Origin of the sequence: Aeromonas sp. S18(2024) (genome assembly GCF_041402525.1) — a bacterium.
Taxonomy (GTDB): domain Bacteria; phylum Pseudomonadota; class Gammaproteobacteria; order Enterobacterales; family Aeromonadaceae; genus Aeromonas; species Aeromonas enteropelogenes.
Genome location: NZ_JBGLQV010000005.1, coordinates 178,801 through 201,647, shown reverse-complemented (window position 1 = coordinate 201,647; position 22,847 = coordinate 178,801). Strand labels below are relative to the sequence as shown.

Here is a 22,847-nt window from a genome sequence, read left to right as displayed (position 1 = left end):
ATTTGATGCAACTGGAAGAGATGGAAGCCAAAGCCGGTCAGGCGGTGGCGCTTCTCAAGGCGCTGGCCAATGAACGCAGGCTGTTTATCCTGTGCCAGCTACTGGAGCGAGAGCTGTCGGTCGGGGAGCTTAACGAGCGGTTGGGGCTGAGTCAGTCTGCCCTGTCACAGCACCTGGCTTTGTTGCGGCGGGATGAATTGGTCACGACCAGAAAAGAGGCCCAGACGGTCTTCTATTCGCTGCGTAGCCATGAGGTGCGCGAGGTGATCAGTTTGCTGCATCGACTCTACTGCAGTGAAGAGAAATAAAAAACCGGCACAATGGCCGGTTTTTTCAGCTTTGGTCAGCGTGAGCTGATTAAGCCATAGCTTTGATCTGGGCAGACAGGCGGCTCTTGTGACGAGCAGCTTTGTTCTTGTGGATCAGGCCTTTGGTCGCCATGCGATCCATGATCGGCTGAGCAACAGCGAAAGCAGCAACAGCAGCAGCTTTATCGCCAGAGGCGATGGCAGCAATTACTTTTTTCAGGTAGGTACGGGTCATGGAACGACGGCTGGCGTTGTGCTGACGGCGTTTTTCTGCCTGAATCGCGCGCTTCTTAGCAGATTTGATGTTAGCCAAGGTAAAACTCCTAAAACTGTCTTAGCGAGTGTATTGAAAAGGCCCAGAAATATGCCTTCCCAACCACATATTGTCAAATGATTTGTGCAAATAAACACCGCCCCCCGGTGGTGTGTCAGATGGGAGACGGTTAAACTGTCGGCCGATTCTAGCAGCATTCTTTTCATTCTGACAGTTCCAGAGGCCCCGTCTTGAGTAAGAAATTGATCAAATCCGGCATGATAGTGTCCGGAATGACGTTGGCATCCCGTGTGATGGGGCTGATCCGCGATGTGGTCATCGCGAATCTGCTCGGTGCCGGGGTGGCTGCCGACGTCTTCTTCTTCGCCAATCGCATTCCCAATTTTCTGCGCCGTCTGTTCGCCGAAGGGGCTTTCAACCAGGCGTTTGTTCCCGTGATGACGGAGTACAAAAAAAACGGTGACGAGCGGGAGGTGCGCGAGTTGCTGGCCGCCGTAGCGGGCACCCTGGGGGGAATAGTTACCGTGGTGACCCTGCTCGGCGTGGTGGGATCGGGCGTACTGACCGCCATCTTTGGCTGGGGCTGGTTCTGGGACTGGTTGCACGGCGGACCTGCCGCCGAGAAGTTCGAGCTGGCCAGTCTGATGCTCAAGATAACCTTCCCCTATCTCTGGTTCATCACCTTTACCGCCATGGCGGGGGCCATTCTCAATACCTTCGGCCGTTTTGCCGTCTCGTCCTTTACCCCGGTATTTCTCAACATCACCATGATTGCGGCCGCCTGGTGGATAGCGCCCATGATGGAGAAGCCCGAGCTCTCGCTGGCGATAGGGGTATTTTTGGGCGGCTTGGTTCAATTTTTGTTCCAGTTCCCATTTTTACGGCAAATCAACATGCTGGTCTGGCCCAAGTGGGGATGGCATCACCCCGGTGTAGTGAAGATCCGCACCCTGATGATCCCGGCGTTATTCGGGGTCTCGGTCAGCCAGATCAACCTGCTGATCAACACCATGCTGGCTTCTTTCCTGGCTACCGGTGCCATCAGCTACCTCTACTATTCTGATCGTCTGCTGGAATTCCCCCTCGGCCTGTTTGCTGTGGCTATCAGCACAGTGATCCTGCCTGCCTTGTCGAAGAAACATGTGGATGCCGACCCGGCCGATTTCTCCCGCACCATGGATTGGGGGGTGCGGATGGTGGTGCTGCTTGGCTTGCCCGCCATGGTGGGGATTGCTGTGATGCGTGAGCCCATACTGCGGGTACTGTTCATGCGCGGCGAGTTCGGGCTGCACGAGGTGAGCATGTCCAGCGCGAGTCTGCTGGCTTCCACCACAGGCCTGCTGTCGCTGATGTTGATCAAGGTGCTGGCGCCGGGTTACTACGCCCGTCAGGACACCAAAACCCCGGTACGCATCGGCATCATGGCCATGGTGGCCAACATGGTGTGCAACCTCATCTTTATTTATCCCCTGGGCTATGTGGGGTTGGCGCTGGCAACCGCCTGTTCCGGCACCCTGAACGCGGCCTTGCTGTTCAAGGGGTTGTATCAGCAGAGCGTCTACCGTCCATCCCGCCAGACCGGAGTGTTCTGTCTCAAATTGCTGGTGGCGACCCTGCTGATGGGGGGCGTGCTGGCTTATCTGTCGCCGGATCTGGCCCAGTGGGGCGCCTGGGGCATGGGCAAGGCCACCCTGGAACTGGCCATGTTGCTCTCCCTGGGGGCTGCCATCTATGCGGTGGCGCTGTTGGCGCTGGGAATTCGGCCAAGACACCTGAAATCGGGGCATGAGGGCTGATCCTGATTGCTGCCTGATATATAATCCGGCGATTTTCATAACAGCAACGTACAAGGCACCGATGGAGCTTATTCGCGGCATTCATAATCTCAAGCCCCGTCACCGGGGATGTGTATTGACCATTGGCAACTTTGATGGGGTTCATCAGGGTCACCATGCGGTACTGGCACGTCTCAAGGAGAAAGCGGCCCATCTGGGATTGCCCGCCTGCGTCATGCTGTTTGAGCCCCAGCCGCTGGAGCTGTTTGCTGGCGCTGCGGCCCCGGCCCGGCTCAGCCGGTTGCGGGAAAAGTATGAAGCGCTCAAGGGGCTGCAGATCGATCGCCTGCTCTGCGTGCGCTTCAGCCACCATTTTGCCGGACAGGCGGCGTCTACCTTCATCGAGCAACTGCTGGTCGAGAAACTCGGCGTGCGTTACCTGGTGGTCGGCGATGACTTTCGCTTCGGCAAGGGGCGGGAAGGGGATTTTCACCTGCTGGAAGAGGCGGGCCGCCGCTTCGGTTTCGAAGTGATCAGCACCCAAAGTTTCCAGCTGTCCCGCCAACGGGTGAGCAGCACCCTGGTGCGCGAAGCCCTCAAGGCTGGCCGGATGGCCGAGGTGGAGCTGATGCTTGGCCGCCCCTATACCATCAGCGGCAGGGTGGCCCACGGCGACAAGCTGGGGCGCACCATAGGTTTTCCTACCGCCAATCTGGCCCTCAAGCGCCAGGTTATCCCGGTCGGTGGCGTGTTCGCGGTGGAAGTGTTATGTTCCGGCAAGACCTTCCCCGGTGTCGCCAATGTGGGTGTACGGCCTACCTTGAGCGGTACACAAGCTAGATTGGAAGTACATCTATTTGATTTTTCTGGTGATCTATATGGTCAACAGGTCAAGGTGCTGCTTCGCCACAAGCTGCGCGAAGAGCAGAAGTTTGCCTCTTTCTCTGCCTTGAAAGAGCAAATCGAACGAGATGCCCTGGCGGCCCGAGCCTGGTTCGGGCTGCCACAATTTCATTTACCCAGCACTCTTTTAGAAAAGAAGGGAACCCAGGACTGATGAGCGACTATAAACACACCCTGAATCTTCCGGAAACCGAGTTTCCGATGCGTGGCGATCTGGCCAAGCGCGAACCCAACATGCTCAAGCGTTGGTACGATCAGGATCTCTACGGCGCTATTCGCCGCGCCAAAGCGGGCAAGCCTTCTTTCATTCTGCACGATGGCCCCCCCTATGCGAACGGCAACATTCACATCGGTCACTCGGTCAACAAGATCCTCAAAGACATCATCATCAAGTCCAAGGGCCTGTCCGGCTTCGATTCCCCCTATGTCCCGGGTTGGGACTGCCACGGTCTGCCCATCGAACTGAAAGTGGAAGGCATGGTCGGCAAGCCGGGCGAGAAGGTTTCCGCCGCCGAGTTCCGCGCCGAGTGCCGCAAGTATGCCAAGACCCAGATCGAGGCCCAGAAGGCCGACTTCATCCGCCTGGGTGTGCTGGGTGACTGGGAACACCCCTATCTGACCATGGATTTTGGCACTGAAGCCAACATCATCCGCTCCATGGCCAAGATCGTCGAGAATGGCCACCTGCACAAGGGCTCCAAGCCGGTGCACTGGTGTACCGATTGCGGCTCTGCCCTTGCTGAAGCTGAAGTGGAGTACTACGACAAGAACTCCCCCTCCATCGACGTGCGCTTCAAGGCCGTCGACGAGGCTGCCGTGGCTGCCAAGTTTGACTGCGCCGAAGGGCACACCGGCAAGGGCACTCTCTCTGCGGTGATCTGGACCACCACCCCGTGGACCCTGCCGGCCAACCGCGCCATCGCCATGCACGCCGATCTCGACTATGCCCTGGTGCAGGTCGAAGGGGACAACCCCGAGCGCCTGATCCTGGCTGCCGAGCTGGTCAAGGATGTGATGGATCGTGCCGGCATCGAGCACTACCACAACCTGGGTTACGCCAAGGGGGCGGCCCTCGAGCTGCTGCGCTTCAACCACCCCTTCTACAGCTTCGACGTGCCTGTGGTGCTGGGTGATCACGTCACCCTGGATGCCGGTACCGGCGCCGTTCACACAGCTCCGGGCCATGGTCAGGAAGACTTCGTGGTCGGCCAGAAATACGGTCTGGAAGTGGCCAACCCGGTGGGCAGCAACGGCGTCTACCTGCCGGATACCGAACTGTTTGCCGGCCAGCATGTCTTCAAGGCCAATGCGGCCGTGGTCGAGGTGCTGACCGAGCGTGGCGCCCTGCTGCATCACAAGGTGTTCAACCACTCCTACCCCCACTGCTGGCGCCACAAGACTCCGATCATCTTCCGTGCCACCCCGCAGTGGTTCATCAGCATGGATCAGAACGGCCTGCGCAAGCGCGCCCTGGAAGAGATCGATCGCATCGAGAAGGATGGCATCGCTCAGCACGGCCAGAGCGGCTGGGTCCCGGCATGGGGCAAGAACCGCATCCAGGCCATGGTGGAAGGTCGTCCGGACTGGTGTATCTCCCGTCAGCGCACCTGGGGTGTGCCCATCTCGCTGTTCGTCCACAAAGAGACTCAGGAGCTGCACCCGGAATCCGTGCGCCTGATGCATGAAGTGGCCAAGCGGGTCGAGCAATCCGGCATTCAGGCCTGGTGGGATCTGGACAAGGCCGAGCTGCTCGGCGCCGATGCCGATCTGTACGACAAGGTGCCCGACACCCTGGACGTCTGGTTCGACTCCGGCTCTACCCACGCCTCCGTGGTCGACGCTCGTCCCGAGTTCAACGGCAAACCGGCCGACATGTATCTGGAAGGCTCTGACCAGCACCGTGGCTGGTTCATGTCCTCCCTGATGATCGGCGTGGCGATGAAGGACAAGGCCCCCTACAACCAGGTGCTGACCCACGGCTTCACCGTGGACGGTCAGGGCCGCAAGATGTCCAAGTCCATCGGCAACGTGGTGAGCCCCCAGGACGTGATGAACAAGCTGGGTGCCGACATCCTGCGTCTGTGGGTTGCCAGCACCGACTACACCGGCGAGATGACCGTCTCCGACGAGATCCTCAAGCGCTCCGCCGACGCCTATCGTCGCATCCGCAACACTGCCCGCTTCCTGCTGGCCAACCTGAACGGCTTCAACCCGGCGACCGATATGGTCGCGCCTGCCGACATGGTCGTAGTGGATCGCTGGGCCGTGGGCCGTGCCAAGGCAGTACAGGCCGAGATCGTGGCGGCGTTCGACGAGTACAACTTCCATGGCGTGACCCAGAAGCTGATGCAGTTCTGCTCCATCGAGATGGGCTCCTTCTATCTGGATGTCATCAAGGACCGTCAGTACACCGCCAAGGCGGACAGCCTGGCCCGCCGCTCCTGCCAGACTGCTCTCTATCACATCGCCGAGGCCATGGTGCGCTGGATGGCACCCATCATGAGCTTCACCGCCGACGAGATCTGGGCACTGCTGCCGGGCGAGCGTGGCGAGTTCGTGTTCACCGAGGAGTGGTACGACGGCCTGTTTGGGCTGGAAGCGGGTGAAGTGCTGAACGACGAGTTCTGGGCCGAGATCCTCACTGTGCGTGGTGAAGTGAACAAGGCGCTGGAAGCCGCCCGTGGCGAGAAGCGCATCGGTGGCTCCCTGCAGGCCGAAGTGACCCTGTTCGCCAAGCCGGAGCTGGCTGCCCGCCTCAACACCCTGGCCGACGAGCTGCGCTTCGTGCTGCTCACCTCCAAGGCCAAGGTGGTCGTGGCCGATGCGGCTCCGGAAGGGACTGTAGCGACCGAGCGTGATGACCTGTGGCTGAGCGTGGCCCAGTCTGCCGCCGCCAAGTGCGACCGCTGCTGGCACCATGTGGAAGACGTGGGTACCATCGCCGGTCACGAAGAGATCTGTGGCCGCTGTGTCACCAACGTCGAGGGTGACGGCGAAACTCGTCAATTTGCCTGATGAACATGACTCACCATAAAAGCGGCCTGCGTTGGCTGTGGCTGGCGGTGCTGGCCTTCATACTGGACCAGGCGAGCAAGCTCGCCGTGGTCAAGTTGCTGCCATTTGGCTACCCGGGGGTGGAGATCACCCCCTTCTTCAATCTGGTCCACGTCTACAACAAGGGCGCAGCGTTCAGCTTTCTGGCCGATCAGGGGGGCTGGCAGCGCTGGTTCTTCGCCGTGCTGGCCTTTGCCATCTGCGGTCTGCTGATCCACTGGCTGCGCAAGCAGTCGGTGACCGAGCGCTGGAGCGGTATCGCCTACAGCCTCATCATCGGCGGGGCGCTCGGCAATGTGTTTGACCGGCTGGTGCTGGGCCATGTGGTCGATTTCCTCGACTTCTACTGGGGCCGGGCCCACTGGCCGGCCTTCAATCTGGCCGATACCTTCATCTTCATCGGCGCCGCCATGATAGTGCTGGACGGCTTTCGCTCATCCAAGGGTGAGAAAGGCGAGAAAAAGGGGGCGGCATGAGCCGACAGATTGGTGCTGACAGCAGCGTGCTGTTTCATTTCGCCATCAAGCTGGAAGATGGTTCGGTTGCCGACAGCACGGCACTGCACGGCAAGCCGGCCCGTCTGCGGATGGGGGATGGCAGCCTGACTTCGAGCTTCGAGCAGTGTCTGCTCGGCCTGGGCGAAGGGGAGAACAAGAGCTTTACCCTGGCCCCTGAACAGGCCTTTGGTCTCTCCAACCCTGACAACATCTACCATCTGGACAGAGCCAAGTTTGGTACCGATGCGGAGCCGAAAGTCGGCACCATCATCCTGTTCGACCAGCCCAACGGTAGCGAGCTGCCCGGCATCATTCGGGCGGTGGAAGGGATGTCGGTGACGGTCGATTTCAACCACCCGCTGGCCGGTCATACGGTCACCTTCGAGGTGGAGATCCTGGGCGTTGACGACGAGGAGAAAGTGCTCTGATGGATATTTTGCTGGCCAATCCCCGCGGCTTTTGCGCCGGTGTAGACCGCGCCATCAGCATCGTCGAGAGCGCACTGGAGAAGTTCGGTGCCCCCATCTATGTCCGCCATGAGGTGGTGCACAACCGCTATGTGGTGAACAAGCTCAAGGATGCCGGAGCTGTGTTCGTCGAGGAGCTGGATGAGGTGCCGGACGACAGCATCGTTATCTTCTCCGCCCACGGCGTCGCCAAGACGGTGCGCGAGATGGCCAAGTCCCGTGCTCTCAAGGTGTTTGATGCCACCTGCCCGCTGGTGACCAAGGTGCACATGGAGGTCCATCGCGCCAGCCGCAAGGGCTCCGAAGCCGTGCTCATCGGTCACGCCGGCCACCCCGAGGTGATCGGCACCATGGGACAGTACGAGAACCGCGAGGGGGGCATGTATCTGGTGGAGACGCCGGATGACGTAGCCAAACTCCAGGTGAAGAACCCGGATGATCTCTGCTTCGTCACCCAGACCACCCTCAGCATGGACGAGACCGCCGAGGTGATTGATGCCCTGCGCCAGCACTTCCCCAAGATCCAGGGGCCGCGCAAGGATGATATCTGCTACGCCACCCAAAACCGTCAGGACGCGGTACGGGAGATGGCGGAGCTGGTCGATGCCATGCTGGTGGTGGGTTCCCGCAACTCCTCCAATTCCAATCGGCTGCGCGAGCTGGCCGAAAAGGTGGGCACCAAGGCCTATCTCATCGATGATGCTTCCATGATCGATGCCGCCTGGCTGGACGGTGTGAAGGCGATCGGTGTGACTGCCGGGGCTTCGGCACCCGAGGTGCTGGTGCAGAGCGTCATCACCCGCCTTCGCGAGCTGGGGGGCAAGATGGTGGCCGAACACCCGGGTCGCGAAGAGAATGTGGTGTTCGAGGTACCGCCCGAGCTGCGCATCATCTGACGCGTCTCATCCTCGCCGGATGACCATGTATTGCCAAAGCCACCTTTTCGAGGTGGCTTTTTGTTTTTGGTTCCAACGAGTCCTTTGTGCACGTTCGCGACCAGATCGCAGCGAAAATTGATGATGTAGCTCGAAATTTTGAATAGACAGGATTGAAACCCAATGTGTCCGGCATAGACTGCCTGCAAGCCCCTACTCTGGCTGAACACACATGGAGCTGTGTCTGCATCCCCGGAACAAATCAGAGCGAAACAGGATGTTTTTGCGTTCAGGTTTTAGCCTTGTCGAGCTGATGGTTACCATAGCGCTCGTCTCTCTCTTGCTGACGCTGGGAGTGCCCTCCTTCAACTCTCTGCTGCGCAGCATGACGCTCAATACCCAGGCCAACAACTTTGTGGCAGCTATCAACCTTGCCCGTTCCGAAGCCATTCGCCGCAATGCGGCGGTGACCCTGTCCGCCTCGGCCGAGAACCTGACCCAGCATCACTGGGAGGCCGGTTGGCAGATCTGGGTCGATGGCAATGGCAACGGCAGGCTCGATAACGGCGAGTTGCTGCGGGGTTTCCCCGATATGGAGACAGGTACCCTGAGCAGCAATACCTCTCTGTTGCGCTTCAGTGGCGACGGTTTTCTCGATGGCCGCTCACAGGCATCGCAGGTGTTTGCCCTGCGCCCGGAAGGGTGCCGCAACGAGGCGGCCCGCGATATCACCATCACTGCGGCAGGTCGCCCTTCCATCGCCGAGGTACGTTGCCCATGACACGACAACAGGGCTTGTCACTGCTTGAAATCATGATCTCGGTGCTGGTGCTCTCCATCGGCATTCTGGGCATGGCGACCCTGCAGCTGCAGGCACTCAAGAGCAATCAGTCTGCCCTGACGCGCACCGAAGCGACCCAGTACGCCTACATGATCAACGACATGATGCGGGCCAATCGCAGTGCGGCCCTGATCGGGCAATACAACATCGATCTGGGCGAGACGGTCTCGGGCAGTTCCATGGCGGTACAGGACTTGCTGCACTGGAAGCGGGTATTGAGCGAGCTGCCGGGTGGCGATGGTGCCGTGGCGGTCAGCGCCGGAAGGGCCACCATCACCATTCAGTGGGATAGCAGCCGGCTGGCCACCGATCCTGCATCGCGCAGCATGACCCTTAGGACGGATCTATGAGCAGGGCCGGTTTGCCACTACGTCAGCGCGGGATTGGCCTGGTCGAGGTGATGATCGCCCTGGTGCTCTCCTTGGTGACTGTGGGGGTCATCATTCAGGTATTTCTTGGCAATCACAAAACCTATCTCACTGGCGAGGCCATTGCCCGGGTACAGGAAGACAGCCGGTTTGCCATCAATCTGCTGCAAAAAGAGTTGCGGATGGTGGGCTATCAGGGGTGCCTCAGCAAACAGGGGGTCAATATCACCAATACCCTCAACAACAACGCGGCACTGCCCTACAACTTCACTACCTTTTTGCGTGGCTATGACAATGTGACGGCCACCTTGCCAGCCCCTCTTTCTGCCCTGTTCACGGGAGCCGAGCCCAGGCCCATGCCGGGTAGCGATGTGCTGCTGGTGCAGGGGCCTACCGGTGTCGGTATCCCTGTGGTGCGCAACAACAGCGCTGCCCAGCTGTTTGTCCAGCATCTCTCCAGCAAGGTGGATTATTGCGGCACCGGCAAGCAGGGTTACAGCGATCTGTGCGAGGGAGACATCGTCATGGTCTCCGATTGCCAGAAGGCGAGGATCTTCCAGATCACCCAGACCCAGGTGGTCGGCGGGGGGGACGAGGTCAATATCGGCCACTCCAATGACAACAAATTCACGCCAGGCAATGCCACCAGCTCCTGGGGCGGTGCAAGCAGCCCGGTCGAGGAGCGCTTCGGCCCGGGCTCGACACTGAACCGGGTGGAAACCCGCCTCTACTATATTGCTCGCCCTTCGGCCAACAGCCCCTACGCCCTCTATCGCAAGAGTGGGGTTGCCATCGGTATGCCCCTTATCGAAGGGGTGGCCAATATGCAGCTCACGTTCGGGGAGGATCAGAACCGGGATCGGGCGACGGATCGCTATGTGAGCGCCGCCAGCAATCCAAACTGGGACAACGTCCTGGGGATTGGGGTGCAGCTTCTGATGCGCAGCAATCAGGGCAATGTGGTGTCGGCCCCGCAAGCCCTGAGCTTTGCCGGCACCACCTTCCAGGCGACCGATCGCAACTGGTACTGGGTAGCCGAGACCACGGTCGCGCTGCGTAACCGGTTACCTTGAGGAGCCCAGTCATGATGCATCGACAACAGGGGATGGCGCTGGTGATCAGCCTGATTTTTCTGGTCATGGTAAGCCTGCTGGGCATGGCCGGCATGCGGGGCGCGCAGCTGCAGGAGAAGATGGCCGGCAACCAGAAGGAGGCATTGCAAGCGCTGCAGGCGGCGGAAGCGGGATTGCGCGCCGCCGAACGCTATATCGAGGCTGGTAACTCGGGTCCTTATGACAACAGCGCGGGCCTGTATGAATTTGTCGATACTGCGGTGGATCCCGCATCACCCTCCACATCCTGGCGCACCTATGCCAACAGCGGTCTGGCGGGGCGTGCCCCCGAATACTTTATCGAACGGCTGCCCTATACCCAGGGGGGCAGCGAGAATCTGGCGGTCGATGAGCCCATCAGCGAGCGTCGCCTCTATCGCATCACGGCAAGGGGATTTGGTCTCTCGGACGAGAGCCGGGTGCTGTTGCAATCGACCTATAGTCGCTAGGAGGCGAGGTATGGGCAAACTCGGTTTTGGACTCTCGGTGATGCTCTGCTGCGCTTCGGCGCAGGCGGCGCTCGATATTGCCCAGGTTCCCCTCTATCTCGGCACCCGAGCCGATCCCAATATCATGTTTACTCTGGATGATTCGGGCTCGATGCATTTCGAGATCATGCCCGAGTCCTTGATCGAGAACGATGCACGCTATGTCTATCCACGTGCCAGCCAGGTCTACGGAAGTGATGATTACGACAACTATACGATCACCTTTGCCAGCGACAATGCCCGCAATGCCTACGTGCGCTCCAGCCATAACAACAAGCTCTATTACAACCCGCAGCTGACCTATCGTCCCTGGGCCAATGCGGATGGCTCCTTGATGGCCAATGCCAAAGTGACCTGTGCCCCTCACAACCCTATGAAGACGGCGGCCGGTTGTCGCGACCTGACTCAAACCAATCGAGCATGGTGGGCCATCTATTACACCGAGTTTTCTCCTTATTATTACAACCAAGACGAGAGTTTCTGGCCGGCTGTCTATTTTGACTACAAGGGAAGTGGCAATGTATTCAACGCCAAGAACTATACCCGGGTGGTGATAAACAAAGCGGTGGCCACCATCTATGACGGTCGCCCCAATCGCAGTGACTGCAAAAATGCGCCCGTTTGTACCTATGACGAGGAAATTCAGAACTTTGCCAACTGGTACACCTATTATCGTTCGCGGATCCTGGCGGCCCGGGCCGGAGTAGGAAGAGCCTTCGCCAGCCAGGGGGAGGCCATTCGGGTCGGCTTTGCCACCATCAATGCCAGCGGCAGCGTGATCCGCGGTGTCACCCCTTTTTCAGGTACTGATCGAACCGCTTTTTTCGATGAGCTGTATGGCCGCGACATTCCGGCGAAGGGGACACCGCTGCGCACCAGCCTGAAAGAGGTAGGGGAGTATTTTTCCCGCAGTGACAATAACGGCCCCTGGTCTGCCCGTGCCGGCAGCACACTTCCTCATCTGACCTGCCGCCAGAGCTACAACATTCTGATGACGGATGGCTACTGGAACGGTGATTCGCCATCGGTCGGCGATCAGGACCAGGATGGCATCAAGAACACCCTGGCGGACGTGGCCTACAAATACTGGAAAACGGATCTGCGTCGCGACCTGGCCAACAAGGTGCCGACCAGCACGGCAGACCCTGCCAACTGGCAGCATCTGGTCAACTTTACCGTAGGGCTTGGGGTCAACGGTTCGCTCAATCCTGCCAACGGTATCCCGGGCAGCTGGCCGAATCCTTATGATTCCGATGAGTTCAAGATCGACGATTTGTGGCATGCGGCCGTCAACAGCAAGGGGAGTTTCTTCAGCGCGGCGGATCCGGATACCTTCGCCGAGGCCCTGAGCAGTACTTTGGCACAGATTGCCGCCCGCAACAGCTCCGCCAGTTCGGTAACGGCCAACGCCACCCGTCTCGACAGCAACACCCATATCTACCAGGCCCGTTACAACAGCGGTGACTGGTCGGGACAACTGGTCTCGATCCCGCTTAACAGTGATGGCTCTCTGGGGAATATCGCCTGGGATGCCGCCACCCAGATACCGGAGCCTTCGGCACGCAGCATCTTCACCCGGCAAGGCGGGGCCGGCATCGCCTTCACCTGGGAGGCGCTTAACAATACCAACCGCACCCTGCTCAATATTGCCGGTGACAATCTGGGAGAAAGCCGGGTCGCCTATCTGCGCGGTGAGCGCGGTGGCGAGCAGCGCAATGGCGGGGTATTTCGTAATCGCAGCGATCTGCTCGGTGACATCATCAACTCGGATCCCGTCTATGTGGGCAAGCGCGATTACGGCTACAGCAGCGCGACTGGCCTGACCCAGACCGAGCGGGAGAGCTATCAGGCGTTCCTCAGCTCGACGGCGATCGCCCGTCGCCCGCCCATGCTCTATGTCGGTGCCAATGACGGCATGCTGCACGGCTTTCGGGTGGCCGACGGTGTCGAGCAACTGGCCTATATCCCGGCCAGCCTGCTGGGGGAACTGCCCCAGCTGACCAGGCCGGATTACAACCACCGCTACTATGTGGACGGGACGCCCAGGGTCGGGGATGCCTATCTGGGGAGTCGCTGGAAGACCCTCTTGCTGGGCTCTACCGGAGCGGGAGGCAAGGCGGTGTTCGCCATCGATGTGACCGCACCGAACAACTTCACCGCTGACAAGATGCTGTGGGAGTTCACCCATTCCGAGATGGGGATCGCGTTGGCCGCCCCGACGCTGGTACGGGTCAAGGCCGACAACAAGTGGGTCGCCCTGGTGGCCAACGGGTACAACAGTAACAGCCAGACGGCACGGCTGTTTGTGCTGGATTTGGCGACCGGCGCCGTTATCAAGGAGATCGACACCCAGGTAGGCTCGGCCAGCGAGCCCAATGGCCTCTCTTCGCCATTGCCTGTGGATGAGGATGGCGATCGGGTGGTCGACTATGTCTATGCTGGCGATTTGCAGGGTAATCTCTGGAAATTCGACCTGAGGGACAACAACAGCGCCCAATGGGGAATCGCGTTCAAGGCCGGCAATAAACCCAAGCCGCTGTTCCAGGCTTGCGATGGCGCCTGCTCGGCCAGCACACGCCAGCCCATCACCATGCGGCCGCTGGCGATCCGCCATCCCAGGGGAGGGATCATGGTGCTGATGGGCACGGGCAGCTATTTTACCAATGATGACAAGTCATTGCCCACCAATCCAAGATTGGAGGCCGTCTACGGCATCTGGGATACGGGGACGGAGGTGAGCCGCAGCCAGTTGTTGCAGCAGAGCATTACCCATGAATTCGTGGCCAATGGCACCACCATCAAGTTCAATGTGCGGGTGGTCTCCAGCAGGGATGTCAATTACACCAGCCAGAAGGGCTGGTATCTGGTGTTGAAATCACCCGGGCTGAGCAAGGGGGTCGGGGAGCGAGCCGTTTCCGAGATGTTGTACCGCCACAAGCGGCTCATCTTCAACACCTTGATACCGTCGGCTGATGCCTGCGATTTTGGTGGCCGCTCCTGGCTGATGGAGCTGGATCCTGTTTCGGGCGCCCGCCTCACCTACTCGGTATTCGACGTCAATGGCGACGGAGCCGTCAACGATGATGACTATGTCGGGATCAAGGATGAGGCTGGCAATGACATCAAGGTGCCGGTCAGTGGCAAGCAATTTGACGAGCTCACCACGACGCCAAGCGTAGTGGAGGATGCCGATATGGAGCGTAAATACATCAGCGGCTCCAGCGGCAACATCTCGGTCACGCTGGAAGAGGGGGCGGGCGATCTGGGTGGTCGTCAGTCCTGGTTGCAACTGGAGTAGAGGCTGGAATGGAACGTGGATTTACCCTGATTGAGTTGATGATAGTGGTGGTCGTGGTCGCCATTCTGGCTGCGATCGCATATCCCAGTTACAACAACTACATGGCGTCCGCCAAGCGGGCCGAAGCCAAAGCGACTTTGCTGGAAGCCGCGCAATATCTGGAGCGGGAGTTTACCGCCAATGGCAATTACGACACTGGCAACCTGGCCTCTGCCGGCTTGGCAACCCTGCCCAGGGACGGTGGTACGGCTTATTACAATCTGGCGCTCAATGCCAGCGGGGCCCGTTATACTCTGACGGCTATTCCGACCGGTGTGATGAATGGCGACCCCTGTGGATTGTTGACTCTCGATCAGAGCGGGCAGCAGGGGGTATCGCGTGCCACCATGACAACGGCCGAATGCTGGTAAAACTTATTTCCAGCACTCGGTCGGGGTCTTGATGTCGGCCTTGTTGATGGTCAGGCTGTCGCAACTGGTGCTGCCGGACTTGTCGCCGACCTGGGCACCCTTGCTGGTTGCAACCAGGGTGTATGCGGTGGCAGTGGCGCCTGAAATGGTGAAGGTATAGTAATCGCTGGTCGGGTTGCCCACATTGGCTACAGCACTGCTGTAGCTGGCATTGGAGATGCGGAACTCTTCCTGTTTGAGCTGCATGGTCAGCAACCCCTTGACGGCTTCAGCCCGACGGGATTTACGCAGACCATCTGTAAAACTGGGGTAGGCGACAGCGGCAATGATGGCGACGATGGCGACTACCACCATCAATTCCAGCAGGGTAATGCCTGATTGTTTGATTCTCATGGGGGCGGCAGGGTTCGTTAAACAGATAGATACTATAGGATAGTACTGACACCACACTCTACTGGCATGTGCGAAAAGAAAGGAGTCTTTAGCCAATGGAATGCGCAGAGTGCCGCTCCGCCGGTTTTACCATGATTGAATTGATGATTGCCCTGGCGCTGGTCGCGTTGCTCCTGACCGTGGCGATCCCCAGCTATCAGTCTTTGCGCCAGGAACAAATGGTCAAAGCAGCCACCCAGGCTGTATACACGGATGTGATGCTGCTCAAGTCAGAAGCGATCAAACGTAATCGCACCTTGCAGTTTATTATCTTCAACAGCGGCACCAGTAACTGGTGTTATCGAATCCATATTGATGGTAGCTGCAGCAGTTGCAGCGATTCCTGCTCAAGCATTGAGGGACGCAAGGGGGCCGATGCCAGCGAATACCCCGGTATCAGCCTGGTGGCCAGTTACAGTGAATCGGTGACCAATGTCAGGCCTCTAAGTATCTCGCCCAGAAGGGCCACCTTGGCGGCGGGGAATATTGCCATTTCGTCCGGTACCTACTCCATGCAGGTCAAGACCAATAATGTCGGGCGTGTGCGCACCTGTGGTGTCAGCAATGTCAGTGGAGTGCCTGCATGTTGAAAGCACCAAGGGGATTCAACGTGGTGGAGCTGATGGTGGCCATGGTCGCGGGTCTGTTTCTGGTCGCCGCAGTGACATCTTTGTTTGCCACCATCCTCAAGGCCAATCAAACATCCATGCAGGTGAGTCGCCTCAATCAGGAGCTGCAGAGCATCACTGACATGATAGCCCGTGACGTGCAGCGAACCGGTTACGATCAGGGGGCGACTGCATTTCTTGGGGCGGCATCGGGAGCCAGATCCCCGTTTTATTTCGATACGAGCAGCGATCTGATGAATGAGACCGTCAGTGGTTCCAAGATTTATCGCTGCATCAGACTGAAATACGATGATGATAACAACGGGTCTCTTGGCTCTGATGAAACCTTTATTTACAGCTATGACAGTGCTGACAAAGGGGTGCAGCTTGGCACCAGTTGCAGCACTGGCAACCTGCTCAGCACCGACAACACCATAGAGGTAACCGATCTGACCTTCTCGCTGTTTGGCAGTAGCGCCTCGGCCGGCGCGAGGACGGTGCGCATGGCCATCTCGGGTCAGTACAAGGCGAACTCCGCACTCAAACTCACCCTGCAGCGCGATATCAAGCTGCGCAACGACGGGTATTGATGCCATGAAACGTCATCTCGGCTTTACTACCTTCACCATCACCCTGCTGCTTATCGTGATCCTGCTTGGCATCTCGTTGCTGGTGGGCAAACTGATGGTGGCGGATCGTCGTGTCAGCCTCAACGAGGTGCAGTATCGCCAGGCGCTGGCGTTGGCCGAACTGGGGGTGTCGGACGGGGTCGGGCGGCTTGCGCAGGATGCCACTTGGCGTACCCCTAGCAGCGGTGTTTCCGTCACCGTATCGGCCGGCAATTACACCCTCTTTGCGCTGGATGAACCGGCTGTGATCGTGGGGGGGGCGAGTGTAACACCGGTGAAAATACGCACCCAGGCGACCCTGGTTGATGCGACGGCCAATGCCGAGGTTGAGGTAAAGGCTATCAAGATAAGCGTATTGGCCGGCACCCCGGCCGCCCCCCTGACGGTAGCTGGTGGCATGGCCGTATCCGGCAACTTTACCGTGGTGGCTAATCCTAACGGAGGGGGACCTGGAGTGCCGCTCTCCATCTGGACCAACGGTAATGTGGACCTGACAAATGGCTCCGGTCAGACCTGCCATCAGGGGGACTACAGCGGAGGCTGCAGCGCCAACATCAGCCAGAAGGGCGACAAACAATCGGACATCAAGGACAACGATACCGACTTCCCCACGGATCTGGTCTGGTATCTGTTCAACGAGAATGATGATGCTGCCGGCTGGGCCAATCTGGAGTCTCGGGCGGTGCAACTGCTGACCAATTGCGATTCACTCTCGACCGCCTCGCGCGGTCTCATCATCGTCGATGGTGATTGCAAACCGGGTGGGTCGATCGGTTCGATCGCTGCGCCGGTCGTGCTTATCATACGCAACGGCAACCTGATGGTGAACGGGAATGCGACCCTGTACGGACTGGTGTTCGCCTACTCAGCCACGCCCGCTACAGCCACCACCGACGTCAGCCTGAAGGGGGGAGCAATCGTCAACGGCGCTGTAGTAGCCAACTATCAGCTGGGCAAGACGGCCAATGGGACCTTCGATGCCAAGTATGATCAGGCGGTGTTGAGCAATATTGAAAATGGGGCGGCGTTTCAGAGCATCAATCTGGTGCCTGGTAGCTGGCGGGACTGGTAGGAGCATCTATGAAACCGCACAAGGGATTTGGGCTGTTGGAGATTTTGATCACCCTGGTTCTGCTTGGGGTGGGTGTGGCAGGTCTGGTGGCCATGTCTCGCTCATTGCTCAATACCTCCCAGGATAGTCGCCGCTACGAGGTGGCCATGCGGCTGGCCGAGTCACAACTCGATGCGTTTCGCACCTTCAACGGGGTGGTGAGTGCGGTTTCGCCGCTCACGGCCTACAACAACATAACGGCGGGCACCAGTTCGGCCACTCCCGCCGATGGCGGGGGGACTTATGCCCTGAGTTGGACCGTCAGCAACCAGTACTGGAATGGTTCTGCCTGGCAGACCACGATCCCGGCGGGTTATTTGTTCTCCTATCCTGGCCGAAAGGTAGTCAATGTGACCGTCAGCTGGAGCGACAGCGTCGGGCAGGCTCATTCCTTGCTGCTCTCCGGGGCCGTGTCGCCGGCGGAGTCGCTGACTCAGAATCAGTTCAACGGCGGGCTGGATACCAGTCGCGAGCCGCCCCACGTGGTCTATACCCCCGGAGTTGCGCCTGATGTCATCTCCATCCAGATCGATCAGGAGGGTCGCAAGCAGGAGACCAGCAAGCCGCTGCCGACCGTGACTTCCAAGGATGGTGCGGTTGGCAAGCTGGTGCAGTTCGAGACGGTCACCTACAAGCCCGACAATGGCGGCAACACCCAGCAGGTGCTGCAGGATCTGGCCTCGGTTTCTTGCTCCTGTACCTATGGCTCGAGCATAAACGCTTATCTGCCCGGCCAGGCCACCCTGACCAGCAGCAATTTGCTTTATTGGAATGCGGGTTCCCAGGTGATCAAGCAGACAGGGGTACTCAACAGCAGCGTCAAGGATCAACCGGCCCTCTGTACCAGTTGCTGCAAGGATCACTTCGATGGCAGTGGCAGCAGTTTCGACCAGTTTTACTCGCCGCTTCATACCAGCCGGCAGCGCTACAGCAGCTCCCTTTCATCGGTCAATAGCGGGAATTATGTCGATGCCTGCCGCTTTGTCCGGCTCGATGGCTACTATCGTCCCCTGCCGGACTGGAATCTGATCAAAGTCATAGTGACCAGCGCCGACTTCCTCGCCAAGGCTGAGAACCAGACCAGCTACCAGAACTACATCAAGTACGTTGTTACCACTTATGTTACCTGGCAGAAGAACACTCTCAACTGGACTTCGAATCCCACGGCAACGCCCCCCTCGATCATTGAATTTGCCGACTGGCTGCCTACCAACGCGGCAGCGGGAGGAGACACCAGCACCAAGATCACCATGAACACGGGGACGGCCCAGCTGATTGCCCGCGGTATCTATGTGGATGTGCTCTCACCAGACAATCTCGCGAAGCTTGATCTGACATCACAGGATTTGTTGGCCCGAATCCCGTTTCAGGACATCAACCTGACCATGCTGGCGGAGTGGAGCCTGGTGCCCCTGAATGGCCAGCTCACCGGCAGTACCTCTGATTACGTGGGAGTGACCAACGAGACGGTCAAGACGGTGGTTGATCTCAGCAACTACTACTTCGGCAGTTACAGCCGTGGCTATTTGTCGGCCAAGAAGAGCACCAAGGATGCGTCCAACGTGTTGCAGAGCGCCTCGATCAAGGTAACCGCCTATCAGGGGAACTCGGGGATCACCGCTTCGCTCATCTCTCCGGTGGATCAGAGCGAGGCCAAGAGTGCCACCATGCCGGTGGCGATCGATACCAGTTCCCAGACGGTGCCGACCCTGACCGTATCGGGACGAATCGAGTGTCTTGAACAGGGCAATGGGCAAAATGCCACTCCAGAGTCCTGTAAGGCCAACACGTTCAGCGGGCTGACAGTCACTACGACAACCACGGGAGCCACCTGTCGTATCGATGTGCCAAAAACCAACAACCAGCCCGCTACATACGTTTGTTCTGCTGCACAAAACAGTAATCTGGTTGTGAATTTATCCTATAGCGCTCAGGGCAATAAAACCTACTTGTTGAAGCCGGCCTCCCTCAGTATCGCCATGACGCCGCCTGCCAGCGGCCAGGTGATCACGGGCCCCTGTGCCCTGCTGGTGGACAACGGAGTCAGCAATGCGGCGAACCTGACTTGTACCCCCTGAACCTCGGGCGCTGGCACAGCCAGCGCCTTTTCTTTATCATTCCCCATCATTTTTGATTTTAAGATGCATCGCCATGGCAAAAGCCCTCTCTCTGATGCTTGCCCAGTTGAATCTGACGGTAGGCGCCATCGAAGAAAACTGTGACAAGTTACTGGCTGCGGCCGCCGAGGCAGAGCGGCAAGAGGCCGATCTGCTGGTCTGCTCCGAGCTCGCATTGACCGGCTATCCGCCGGAAGATCTGCTGCTGCGCAGTGATCTCATGCTCCGGGTTGATGCCGCGCTGGCCCGCCTTGCTGCCTGGGCAGGCAACTGCGCCATTCTGGTGGGGCACCCCTGGCGGGAAGGAGAGACACTCTACAACGCCGCCTCCCTCTACGAGCAGGGCAAGCTGGTGGCACGTTACTTCAAGCAGGATCTGCCCAACTACGGAGTGTTTGACGAGAAGCGTTACTTCACGGCAGGTACAGAGACGTGCGTGGTACCATTCCGTGGTCATCAGTTGGGTCTGCTTATCTGCGAAGACCTCTGGCAGCCGGGGCCGGCGCTGGCCGCCAGGGCGGCGGGAGCCGAGCTGCTGCTCACCATCAATGCCTCACCCTACGATCAGGAGAAACCCTGGATCCGCCGCGAGTTGATGGCGGAGCGCTGCGATCAGACCGGCGTACCGCTGATTTACCTCAATCAGGTGTGTGGCCAGGATGAGCTGATCTTCGACGGCTGCTCAAAAGTCTTCAATAGCCATGGCGAGCTGACTCACAGGCTGGCGCCGTTTGCCGAAGAGCTGGCGCTGGTACGCTTTGCCGATGGTGAGCCGGTGAAAGAGCGGGAACCGGCTGCGCCGCTGAATCCTTTGGCCGAAACCTATCAGGCGCTGGTACTGGCGGTACGCGATTACGTTACCAAAAACGGCTTTCAGGGCGCAGTGCTGGGGCTTTCCGGCGGTATCGACTCTGCCCTGACTCTAGCGATTGCGGCCGATGCCATCGGTGCCGATAAGGTGCAGGCGGTGATGATGCCATTTCGCTATACCGCCCAGATGAGCGTGGAAGATGCCAAGGAGCAGGCCGAGCGGATGGGTGTTGAATTCAACATCATCTCCATCGAGCCCATGTTCGAAGGGTTTATGGGTCAGCTGGCTCCCCTGTTTGAAGGCACTGCTCGCGATACCACCGAAGAGAACCTGCAGGCTCGCTGCCGCGGTGTGCTCTTGATGGCGCTCTCCAACAAGCGTCGTCGCATTGTGCTCACCACCGGCAACAAGAGCGAGATGGCGGTGGGTTATGCCACCCTGTATGGCGACATGGCCGGCGGTTTCGACGTGCTTAAAGACGTGCCCAAGACCCTGGTCTTCAAACTGTGCGAATACCGTAATTCGGTCGATTATGTGATCCCCCAGCGGGTCATCGACCGTCCCCCTTCGGCAGAATTGGCGCCGGATCAGGTGGATCAGGACAGCCTGCCTCCCTATGACATCCTGGATGCCATCCTCAAGCGCTACGTCGAAGAGGATGCCTCGGTCGCCGACATGGTGGCCGAAGGGTTCGAAGAGGCGGTGGTGCGCAAGGTGATCCGTCTGGTGGATCTCAACGAATACAAGCGCCGTCAGGCCGCAGTCGGTCCCCGCATCACGGCCCGCAACTTTGGTAAGGATCGCCGTTACCCCATCACATCCGGGTTTGGCAAACAGAACTGGTAAGGAGTCACCATGAAGAAGATTGAAGCCATCATCAAACCGTTCAAGCTGGACGATGTGCGCGAGGCTCTGGCCGAGATTGGCATCAACGGCATGACGGTATCCGAAGTCAAGGGTTTTGGCCGCCAGAAGGGGCACACCGAGCTTTATCGCGGTGCCGAATACATGGTGGACTTTCTGCCGAAAGTGAAGCTGGAACTGGTGGTGCAGGATGAGGATCTCGATGCCTGCCTGGAAGCGATCCAGAACACAGCCCGCACCGGCAAGATTGGTGACGGCAAGATCTTCGTCTGTGACGTGGAGCGGGTCATTCGTATCCGTACTGGCGAAGAGAACGAAGACGCCATCTGATGTGGATGCGCCTCGTTGTGGTGGCAGGCCTGTTGGCTGGCCTGACCGCCTGTAGTAGCCGGCCGCCGGCCCAGCCGGAAAACCTGTGCCAGATCTTTCGCGAGAAGCCTGACTGGCATGAGGCGGCCCTCAAGATGAACGAGAAGTGGGGAACTCCGATCCAGGTGGTCATGGCCATGATGTATCAGGAGTCCTCCTTCGTACATGACGCCCAGCCGCCCATGGAGTATTTCCTCTTCATCCCGACCGGGCGGGCCAGTTCCGCCTATGGCTACGCTCAGGTGAAAGATGAAACCTGGGCCGATTACCAGCGGGAAACCGGCAACAGCTGGAGTGACCGGGACGATTTTGCCGACGCCATCGATTTTATGGGCTGGTACACTCACAAGGCCCAGCGGTTGAACGGCACCTCCAAGTGGGATGCGTATGGCCAGTATCTCAACTATCACGAAGGGTGGGGTGGCTACCGGCGTGGCAGCTATCGAAGCAAGGGCTGGTTGATGAAAACCTCCCGCAAGGTAGAGGCCCGTGCCCAACGCTACGGCGCCCAGTATCGACAATGCAAGGATCAGCTCTCCACCGGAGGCTGGTTCTGGTAACCCAATCAGGAGTCAGAAATGCCGTTATTGGACAGTTTTACCGTTGACCACACCCGTATGGAAGCCCCTGCGGTACGCGTGGCCAAGACCATGCAGACCCCGAACAAGGACACCATTACCGTGTTCGACCTGCGTTTCTGTGTGCCCAACCAGGAGATCCTCTCCGAGCGTGGCATCCATACCCTCGAGCACCTGTTTGCCGGTTTCATGCGGGATCACCTGAACGGTAATGGGGTCGAGATCATCGACATCTCCCCCATGGGCTGTCGTACCGGTTTCTACATGAGCCTGATTGGTGCGCCGGACGAGGCGCGGGTGGGTGCTGCTTGGCAGGCGGCCATGAACGACGTGCTGACCGTGCAGGATCAGAAGCAGATCCCCGAGCTTAACGAATACCAGTGCGGTACCTTCAGCATGCACTCTCTGGAAGAGGCGCACGCCATTGCCCGTCACGTGCTGGAGCGGGGTATCGGGGTCAACCACAACGACGAGCTTGCCCTGCCCGAAGAGAAGCTCAAGAGCCTCTAAGGCATATGCCTCGTAAATCAATCCAGAGAAGCCGGTCAGCACTGCTGCCCGGCTTTTTTATTGGTACTGATGCGGACAGACAGGCAGCTTGTTCAGCGGGAGTTCTCTGGTAGCATGGTGTTCGACTGAACAAGAAAAGAGGGATGCT

23 protein-coding genes are annotated in these 22,847 nt (G+C 58.9%); 21 read left to right on the top strand and 2 right to left on the bottom strand.

Going from position 1 to position 22,847, the window contains the following annotated elements:
- Positions 1 to 5 precede the first annotated feature (5 nt).
- Positions 6 to 308, top strand: coding sequence for a metalloregulator ArsR/SmtB family transcription factor (locus tag ACB034_RS10885; RefSeq protein ID WP_026457879.1), 303 nt, complete (start codon positions 6 to 8; stop codon positions 306 to 308).
- A gap of 49 nt (positions 309 to 357) precedes the next feature.
- Here ACB034_RS10885 and rpsT read toward each other — a convergent pair whose 3' ends face one another.
- Complete coding sequence (gene rpsT, locus ACB034_RS10880; protein ID WP_042025858.1) at positions 358 to 621, bottom strand: 30S ribosomal protein S20; 264 nt, start codon at positions 619 to 621, stop codon at positions 358 to 360.
- A 191-nt stretch (positions 622 to 812) separates the two neighbouring features.
- Between rpsT and murJ the strand changes: the two genes are divergently transcribed.
- From murJ to tppA, 12 genes are all read left to right on the top strand, one after another.
- A complete protein-coding gene (murJ, locus tag ACB034_RS10875; protein WP_042025857.1) occupies positions 813 to 2,378 on the top strand; it encodes a murein biosynthesis integral membrane protein MurJ in 1,566 nt (521 codons plus the stop codon).
- A gap of 61 nt (positions 2,379 to 2,439) precedes the next feature.
- Positions 2,440 to 3,414, top strand: coding sequence for a bifunctional riboflavin kinase/FAD synthetase (gene ribF / locus ACB034_RS10870; protein WP_201979630.1), 975 nt, complete (start codon positions 2,440 to 2,442; stop codon positions 3,412 to 3,414).
- Positions 3,414 to 6,275 (top strand): isoleucine--tRNA ligase, encoded by a 2,862-nt coding sequence (gene ileS, locus ACB034_RS10865; protein WP_371172820.1) that lies wholly within the window; start codon positions 3,414 to 3,416, stop codon positions 6,273 to 6,275. Before ribF ends, ileS begins: the two co-directional genes overlap by 1 nt.
- A complete protein-coding gene (gene lspA / locus ACB034_RS10860; protein WP_201979589.1) occupies positions 6,275 to 6,790 on the top strand; it encodes a signal peptidase II in 516 nt (171 codons plus the stop codon). The genes ileS and lspA overlap by 1 nt, the downstream gene beginning before the upstream one ends.
- Positions 6,787 to 7,239 carry an FKBP-type peptidyl-prolyl cis-trans isomerase gene (gene fkpB / locus ACB034_RS10855; RefSeq protein WP_224210421.1) on the top strand — a complete coding sequence of 151 codons (453 nt, stop codon included), beginning with the start codon at positions 6,787 to 6,789 and terminating at the stop codon, positions 7,237 to 7,239. The genes lspA and fkpB overlap by 4 nt, the downstream gene beginning before the upstream one ends.
- On the top strand, positions 7,239 to 8,174 hold the full coding sequence (gene ispH, locus ACB034_RS10850; protein ID WP_026455784.1) for a 4-hydroxy-3-methylbut-2-enyl diphosphate reductase: 936 nt from the start codon (positions 7,239 to 7,241) through the stop codon (positions 8,172 to 8,174). The genes fkpB and ispH overlap by 1 nt, the downstream gene beginning before the upstream one ends.
- A gap of 256 nt (positions 8,175 to 8,430) precedes the next feature.
- Positions 8,431 to 8,934, top strand: coding sequence for a type IVa pilus pseudopilin TppE (tppE, locus tag ACB034_RS10845; protein ID WP_042071071.1), 504 nt, complete (start codon positions 8,431 to 8,433; stop codon positions 8,932 to 8,934).
- Entirely contained in the window at positions 8,931 to 9,344 is a 414-nt protein-coding gene (gene pilV, locus ACB034_RS10840; RefSeq protein ID WP_223379148.1) for a type IV pilus modification protein PilV, read from the top strand. Before tppE ends, pilV begins: the two co-directional genes overlap by 4 nt.
- Complete coding sequence (locus tag ACB034_RS10835; protein ID WP_371172819.1) at positions 9,341 to 10,435, top strand: PilW family protein; 1,095 nt, start codon at positions 9,341 to 9,343, stop codon at positions 10,433 to 10,435. The genes pilV and ACB034_RS10835 overlap by 4 nt, the downstream gene beginning before the upstream one ends.
- A gap of 11 nt (positions 10,436 to 10,446) precedes the next feature.
- Positions 10,447 to 10,923, top strand: coding sequence for a PilX N-terminal domain-containing pilus assembly protein (locus tag ACB034_RS10830; protein WP_124240288.1), 477 nt, complete (start codon positions 10,447 to 10,449; stop codon positions 10,921 to 10,923).
- A 10-nt stretch (positions 10,924 to 10,933) separates the two neighbouring features.
- A complete protein-coding gene (locus tag ACB034_RS10825; RefSeq protein WP_371172818.1) occupies positions 10,934 to 14,260 on the top strand; it encodes a pilus assembly protein in 3,327 nt (1,108 codons plus the stop codon).
- An 8-nt stretch (positions 14,261 to 14,268) separates the two neighbouring features.
- Positions 14,269 to 14,670 carry a type IVa pilus pseudopilin TppA gene (tppA, locus tag ACB034_RS10820; RefSeq protein ID WP_042025847.1) on the top strand — a complete coding sequence of 134 codons (402 nt, stop codon included), beginning with the start codon at positions 14,269 to 14,271 and terminating at the stop codon, positions 14,668 to 14,670.
- Positions 14,671 to 14,673: 3 nt separating this feature from the next.
- Here the strand turns inward: tppA and ACB034_RS10815 are convergent, their stop codons facing one another.
- Positions 14,674 to 15,063, bottom strand: a complete 390-nt coding sequence (locus tag ACB034_RS10815) for a type IV pilin protein (protein ID WP_026455777.1) — start codon at positions 15,061 to 15,063, stop codon at positions 14,674 to 14,676.
- Between the two features lie 95 nt (positions 15,064 to 15,158).
- Between ACB034_RS10815 and ACB034_RS10810 the strand changes: the two genes are divergently transcribed.
- From ACB034_RS10810 to luxS, 8 genes are all read left to right on the top strand, one after another.
- Positions 15,159 to 15,692, top strand: coding sequence for a GspH/FimT family pseudopilin (locus ACB034_RS10810; protein ID WP_026455776.1), 534 nt, complete (start codon positions 15,159 to 15,161; stop codon positions 15,690 to 15,692).
- Between the two features lie 20 nt (positions 15,693 to 15,712).
- Entirely contained in the window at positions 15,713 to 16,300 is a 588-nt protein-coding gene (locus tag ACB034_RS10805) for a PilW family protein (protein WP_026455775.1), read from the top strand.
- A gap of 4 nt (positions 16,301 to 16,304) precedes the next feature.
- On the top strand, positions 16,305 to 17,411 hold the full coding sequence (locus tag ACB034_RS10800; RefSeq protein ID WP_042071082.1) for a PilX N-terminal domain-containing pilus assembly protein: 1,107 nt from the start codon (positions 16,305 to 16,307) through the stop codon (positions 17,409 to 17,411).
- Positions 17,412 to 17,419: 8 nt separating this feature from the next.
- Positions 17,420 to 19,528, top strand: coding sequence for a prepilin-type N-terminal cleavage/methylation domain-containing protein (locus tag ACB034_RS10795; RefSeq protein ID WP_371172817.1), 2,109 nt, complete (start codon positions 17,420 to 17,422; stop codon positions 19,526 to 19,528).
- A 73-nt stretch (positions 19,529 to 19,601) separates the two neighbouring features.
- Complete coding sequence (locus ACB034_RS10790; RefSeq protein WP_371172816.1) at positions 19,602 to 21,224, top strand: NAD+ synthase; 1,623 nt, start codon at positions 19,602 to 19,604, stop codon at positions 21,222 to 21,224.
- A 9-nt stretch (positions 21,225 to 21,233) separates the two neighbouring features.
- Complete coding sequence (gene glnB, locus ACB034_RS10785; protein ID WP_026455772.1) at positions 21,234 to 21,572, top strand: nitrogen regulatory protein P-II; 339 nt, start codon at positions 21,234 to 21,236, stop codon at positions 21,570 to 21,572.
- Positions 21,573 to 21,577: 5 nt separating this feature from the next.
- Positions 21,578 to 22,171, top strand: coding sequence for a transglycosylase SLT domain-containing protein (locus ACB034_RS10780; protein ID WP_061476378.1), 594 nt, complete (start codon positions 21,578 to 21,580; stop codon positions 22,169 to 22,171).
- An 18-nt stretch (positions 22,172 to 22,189) separates the two neighbouring features.
- Positions 22,190 to 22,699, top strand: coding sequence for an S-ribosylhomocysteine lyase (gene luxS / locus ACB034_RS10775; RefSeq protein ID WP_026455770.1), 510 nt, complete (start codon positions 22,190 to 22,192; stop codon positions 22,697 to 22,699).
- Positions 22,700 to 22,847 lie beyond the last annotated feature (148 nt).